Consider the following 5,571-nt stretch of genomic DNA (forward strand, 5'->3'; position numbering starts at 1 on the left):
GCGCGGACCAGACGGCTCGCGGCGCCCCGCCGGCCGTGAGGTGCTGCAGGAACGCCGCGCCGCCCCGGTAGGGCGTCCACGCCGTGGCCGACCCCGAGGGCGCCGACGGCTCGTCGGACGGTGCAGGGTCCTCGGCCTCGACGCGCGCGTGCCGGGCCGGGATCGCGAGGCGCAGCACGTCGTTGAGCGTCCCCGCCCAGCGGTCCGCGACCGCCCGGGCCAGTCGCGCGACCTGCGGGGTGAGCACGGGCTCCGCGGAGACGACCCGCCGGATGGTCACCAGCGCGCCGTCGTGCTCGGCCTCCGCCACCCGCTCCAGCACGTACCCGTTGGCCTCCTGCGCCCCGAACCGCACCTTGACGCGCGTGCCGGGGATCGCCGTGTCCGCCAGCGTCGCGGGCACGAGGTACTCRAAGACCCGGTCGAGGTGCGCCGGCACGAGGTCCAGGCAGACGCGCGCRACCGGCRGGTGCTCGGCGACGGGCACCCCGCCGGCGACGGCCCGCGCACGGCGCCGAGGCTGCGGCAGGCCCTCGAGCATCAGCTGCTCGCCGCCGCCGCTCACGTCCACGGCCTCATCACACCACCGACCGCCGACGTCGGAGCCGGGGCGTGCGCGGCAGGAAGGAGCGGCGTCAGCGCACCGCGGACTGCAGGTCCGCCACGCGGTCGGTGCGCTCCCAGGTGAACTCCGGCAGCTCGCGGCCGAAGTGCCCGTACGCGGCGGTCTTGCGGTAGATGGGCCGCAGCAGGTCGAGGTCGCGCACGATCGCCGCGGGGCGCAGGTCGAAGACCTCGCGGATGGCCGCCGTCAGGCGCGCGACCGGCACCGTCTCGGTGCCGAACGTCTCGACGTACAGGCCGACCGGGTTCGCCTTGCCGATGGCGTAGGCCACCTGGACCTCGCAGCGCCGGGCCAGACCGGCCGCGACGATGTTCTTGGCCACCCACCGCATGGCGTACGCGGCCGAGCGGTCCACCTTCGACGGGTCCTTGCCGGAGAAGGCGCCGCCGCCGTGGCGGGCGATGCCGCCGTAGGAGTCCACGATGATCTTGCGGCCCGTGAGCCCGGCGTCGCCCTGCGGCCCTCCGACGACGAACGTGCCGGTGGGGTTCACCAGAAGCCGGAAGTCCGAGCTGTCGAGCCCGATCGTCTCGAGGACGGGCGCGATGACGTGGTCCGCGATTGCCGGCCGGAGCGTGGTCTCGAGGTGCACGTCGGGGTCGTGCTGGGTGGACAGGACGACCGTGTCGAGCCGCACGGCGCGGTCCCCGTCGTAGCCGATGGTGACCTGCGTCTTGCCGTCGGGACGCAGCCCCGGCACGATCCCCTCCTTGCGCACCAGCGTCAGGCGCTCGGCCAGGCGGTGCGCGAGCCAGATGGGCAGGGGCAGCAGGGTCGGCGTGTCGTCGCTGGCGTAGCCGAACATCAGGCCCTGGTCGCCGGCGCCCTGGGCGTCCAGCGGGTCGAGGTCGGACCCGTCCTCGCGGACCTCGATGGCCTTGTCGACGCCGGCCGCGATGTCGGGCGACTGCTGCCCGATCGACACGGAGATGCCGCACGAGTCGCCGTCGAAGCCGATCGCCGACGAGGTGTAGCCGATGCCGCGGACCACCTGGCGGACGATCTGCGGGATCTCGACGTACGCGCTGGTGGTGACCTCGCCGGCCACGTGCACCAGTCCGGTGGTCACCATCGTCTCGACCGCCACCCGGGCCTGCGGGTCCTGCTCCAGGATCGCGTCGAGGATGGCGTCGGAGATCTGGTCGCAGATCTTGTCCGGGTGCCCCTCGGTGACGGACTCGGACGTGAACAGGCGCAGGTCGGGCTCGGTCATGGCCGACAGCGTAATGGGCGGCCCGGGCGCGAGGTGTCCGATCTCAGCCGCGCGCCAGGACGGCGTCCCACACGGCGTCCGCCACCTGGTCCTTGCTGCCGCTCGCCTCGGCGACCGCCGCGCCCGTCCCGTCGAGGATCGTCACCTCGTTGGCGTCGCTGCCGAACCCGCGCCCGCCACCGACCGCGTTCACGACGAGCAGGTCGGCACCCTTGCGGCGTGCCTTCGCCCGGCCGTGGTCCAGCACGCTGCCCGTCTCGTCGCCGGTCTCGGCGGCGAAACCGACCACCACCTGCCCCGGCCGCAGCCGGTCGGCGGCCAGCTCGGCGAGGATGTCGACGGTCTCGACGAGCTCGAGCACGGTCGGGGCGCCGTCGGGCTGCTTCTTGATCTTGGTCCCGCCGCTGGTCCGCGGCCGGTAGTCGGCGACGGCGGCCGCCATGACGACGACGTCGGCGTCCTTCGCGGCGGCGMGCACCGCGTCGCGCAGCTCGGCACCCGTCTCCGCCAGCACCACGTCGACGCCGGGAGGCACGGGGACGTCGATGTTCGCGGCGACGAGCGTGACGCGAGCACCGCGGGCGTAGGCCGTGCGGGCCAGCGCGACGCCCTGGCGGCCCGACGAGCGGTTGCCGAGGAACCGGACGGGGTCGAGGGGCTCGCGGGTCCCTCCGGCCGAGACCACGACGTGCCGGCCGACCAGGTCACGCGGGCGGTCGGACACCAGGGCCAGCGCGGCGGCGGCGATGTCCTCCGGGTCGGGGAGGCGCCCGAGACCGGTGTCCGCGCCGGTCAGCCGGCCGGCGGCGGGGTCGAGCACGTGCACGCCGCGGGAGCGGAGCGTCGCCACGTTCGCGACGGTGGCGGGGTGCTCCCACATCTCCGTGTGCATCGCCGGGGCGAGCAGCACCGGGCAGCGGGCCACCAGCAGGGTCGCCGTCAGCAGGTCGTCGGCCTGCCCCGCGGCGGCCCGGGCCAGGAGGTCGGCGGTCGCCGGGGCGACGATCACGAGCTCCGCCTGCTTGCCGACCGCGACGTGCGCCACCTGGTCGACGTCCTCGAAGACATCGGTGGTCACCGGCTGGCCCGACAGGGCCTCCCAGGTCGCACGCCCGACGAACTCGAGCGCCGCCCGCGTGGGGACCACACGGACGGCGTGGCCGTCCTCACGCAGCAGACGCAGCAGCAGGACAGCCTTGTAGGCGGCGATCCCGCCCGCGACGCCGAGGACGATGCGCATGGTGGGACTGTCAGCCCTCCGTGGCCTCGGACGTCAGCAGGCCGGCGTCGATCTCGCGCATCGCGATCGAGAGCGGCTTCTCCTGCGGGCGCGTGTCCACGAGCGGCCCGACGTACTCGAGCAGGCCCTCGTTGAGCTGCGAGTAGTAGGCGTTGATCTGGCGCGCGCGCTTGGCCGAGTACAGGACGAGCGCGTACTTGGAGTCGGCACGCTCGAGCAGACGGTCGATGGGCGGGTCGGTGATGCCGGTGGGGGCGGCGACGGTTCCGGACACGGTGATCTCCCGTACGTGAAAGGGGTGGGACTGGTCCCATCCTACCTGGTCGGGATCCCCATCCCGCGGACCAGCTCGTCGGTGGCCCGGTGGACGTCGTCGTTGACGATGACCTGGTCGAACTCCGCCTCGGCCGCCAGCTCCACGCGCGCGGTCGCCAGCCGACGCTCACGCTCCTCGGCGTCCTCGGTCCCGCGCCCGACCAGGCGTCGCTCCAGCTCCGCGAACGACGGCGGGGCCAGGAACACGAAGTGCGCGTCCGGCATGGACTCCCGGACCTGCCGGGCGCCCTGCAGGTCGATCTCGAGGAGGGCCGGCTCGCCGGCGGCCAGCCGCTCCTCGACGGGTCGCCGCGGCGTGCCGTACCGGTTGCGTCCGTGCACGACCGCCCACTCGAGGAGGTCGCCGCGGGACACCATCGCGTCGAACTCGTCGCCCGACACGAACAGGTAGTGCACCCCGTCGACCTCGCCGGGCCGCGGCGGCCGCGTGGTCGCGGACACCGACAGCCAGACCTCGGGATAGCGGGAGCGGACGTCGGCGGACACCGTCCCCTTGCCGACGGCGGTCGGTCCGGCGAGAACGGTCAGCCGGGCAGGCGTCGTCGTCATGGGTGGTGCGGTGCTCCTCGAGCTGAGCGGTGAGGCCCTGTCCGCCTCGAGTCGTTCACCCGAAGCGGTCGACGAGGGCCTTCACCTGGTGCGGTCCGAGACCACGGACACGCCGGGTCTCGGAGATTCCGATCTCGGAGATGATCGCACGCGCCTTGACCTTGCCGACGCCAGGCAGCGACTCGAGCAGCGCGAGGACCTTGAGCTTGCCGATCGTCTCGTCCTTCTGCCCCTGCGCGATCACCTCGGAGAGCGTCCCTTGCGAGTACTTGAGGCGATTCTTGACCTCAGCGCGGGCCTGCCGGGCTGCGGCGGCCTTCTGGAGCGCTGCCGCTCGTTGTTCGGGAGTCAGCGGAGGGAGAGCCACGCGCGTCACCTTCTCGTCGTTGGGCCGGCGATCCAGCACGCATCTACGCGGGACCGTTGGAATGAAACTAGCGAGACGCCTGATGAACGGCAACGTGGACGGACGATCAGTCCGACGGTCTGGCCCCGCGCCTGACCTGCACACGCGCTACGTTGGCCCGGTCGTTGGTCGAGGAGCTGCCATGGGTCACGACACGGTGCTGGAGGGTGCGCGCGAGGCGTCCGCGCGCGGGCGCTGGGCGACCGCGTACGAGAGCTACGCCACGGCCGCGGCCCTCGACGGCCTCGGCTCCGCCGACCTGGCCGACTGGGGAGCCGCGGCCCTCCTGTGCGGTCACGACGACGAGGGCTGCGACCTTCTCGCGTCGGCGTTCGACGCGCTCGTGCGCGACGGCGAGGTCTCGAGGGCGGCCCGCTGCGCTCTGTGGGCGAGCATGAACCTCGGCAACCGTGGCCGTGTGGCGGCCATCGCGGGCTGGATGGAGCGCGGCGCACGGCTCGCGGCCGAGAACCCGGGCTCGGTCGTCCCGGGCTACCTCGCGGTTCCGCAGGCGCGCCGGGCGATCGCCGAGCAGGACACGGCACAGGCGCTCCGGTGCTACCGGCTCGCGTCGGACGTCGCCACGCTGGTCGGGGACCGGGACCTCGGGACGCTCGCCCGGCTCGGCGAGGGMCACGTCCTCATCCTGGCGGGCGAGACGACCGCGGGCCTGGCCGCCCTGGACGAGGTCATGCTCGCCGTCACGACGGGCGGCGCGTCGGCCCTGGTGGTCGGCATCGTCTACTGCGCGGTCATCCGGTTGTGCCGCGAGGCGCTCGACCTGCGCCGGGCGCGGGAGTGGACCCACGCGCTCGACGCCTGGTGCGAGCGGCAGCCCGAGCTCGTGCCGTTCCGGGGCGCGTGCCGGGTCCACCGCTCGCAGGTGCTGCTGGAGGCCGACGACTGGGACGGTGCGCTGGTCGAGGCCGAGGGTGCCGTGGTGGCCCTGTCGCACCCGCGGCAGGCTGACCTCGGCGGCGCCTGGTACCAGAAGGCCGAGGTCCACCGGCTCCGCGGCGAGCTGACCGAGGCGCAGGACGCCTACCGCGCCGCGCACGAGGCGGGTGCCGACCCCATGCCGGGGCTCGCGCTCGTCTGGACGGTGCTCGGCCGGGCGGCCGACGCGCACGAGGCGCTCACGGCCCGGCTCGACGCGCCCGCGCCCTCCCCCGCGATGCTCGCCGCCGCCGTCGAGTCGGCCC

The 5,571-nt window shown here is 74.0% G+C and carries 6 protein-coding genes and 1 pseudogene; 1 reads left to right on the forward strand and 6 read right to left on the reverse strand.

The genetic code is table 11. The annotated features are described in order from the left end of the window. From ACXJKG_RS18990 to mihF, 6 genes are all read right to left on the reverse strand, one after another. The coding region (locus ACXJKG_RS18990; RefSeq protein WP_456847295.1) for a primosomal protein N' family DNA-binding protein at positions 1-571 on the reverse strand (571 nt) is incomplete at its 3' end. A 64-nt stretch (positions 572-635) separates the two neighbouring features. Further along, complete coding sequence (gene metK, locus ACXJKG_RS18995) at positions 636-1,838, reverse strand: methionine adenosyltransferase (protein ID WP_456847296.1); 1,203 nt, start codon at positions 1,836-1,838, stop codon at positions 636-638. A 43-nt stretch (positions 1,839-1,881) separates the two neighbouring features. After that, positions 1,882-3,078 (reverse strand): bifunctional phosphopantothenoylcysteine decarboxylase/phosphopantothenate--cysteine ligase CoaBC, encoded by a 1,197-nt coding sequence (coaBC, locus tag ACXJKG_RS19000; protein WP_456847297.1) that lies wholly within the window; start codon positions 3,076-3,078, stop codon positions 1,882-1,884. A gap of 10 nt (positions 3,079-3,088) precedes the next feature. Next, positions 3,089-3,352, reverse strand: a complete 264-nt coding sequence (gene rpoZ / locus ACXJKG_RS19005) for a DNA-directed RNA polymerase subunit omega (protein ID WP_028046344.1) — start codon at positions 3,350-3,352, stop codon at positions 3,089-3,091. 41 nt (positions 3,353-3,393) lie between these two features. Then, complete coding sequence (gene gmk / locus ACXJKG_RS19010) at positions 3,394-3,963, reverse strand: guanylate kinase (RefSeq protein ID WP_456847298.1); 570 nt, start codon at positions 3,961-3,963, stop codon at positions 3,394-3,396. Positions 3,964-4,018: 55 nt separating this feature from the next. After that, on the reverse strand, positions 4,019-4,330 hold the full coding sequence (gene mihF, locus ACXJKG_RS19015; RefSeq protein WP_013771131.1) for an integration host factor, actinobacterial type: 312 nt from the start codon (positions 4,328-4,330) through the stop codon (positions 4,019-4,021). A 181-nt stretch (positions 4,331-4,511) separates the two neighbouring features. Between mihF and ACXJKG_RS19020 the strand changes: the two are divergent. After that, positions 4,512-5,571, forward strand: a pseudogene (locus ACXJKG_RS19020) (DNA-binding response regulator); the annotation flags it as partial.

Source organism: Cellulomonas sp. P5_C6 (assembly GCF_054049635.1).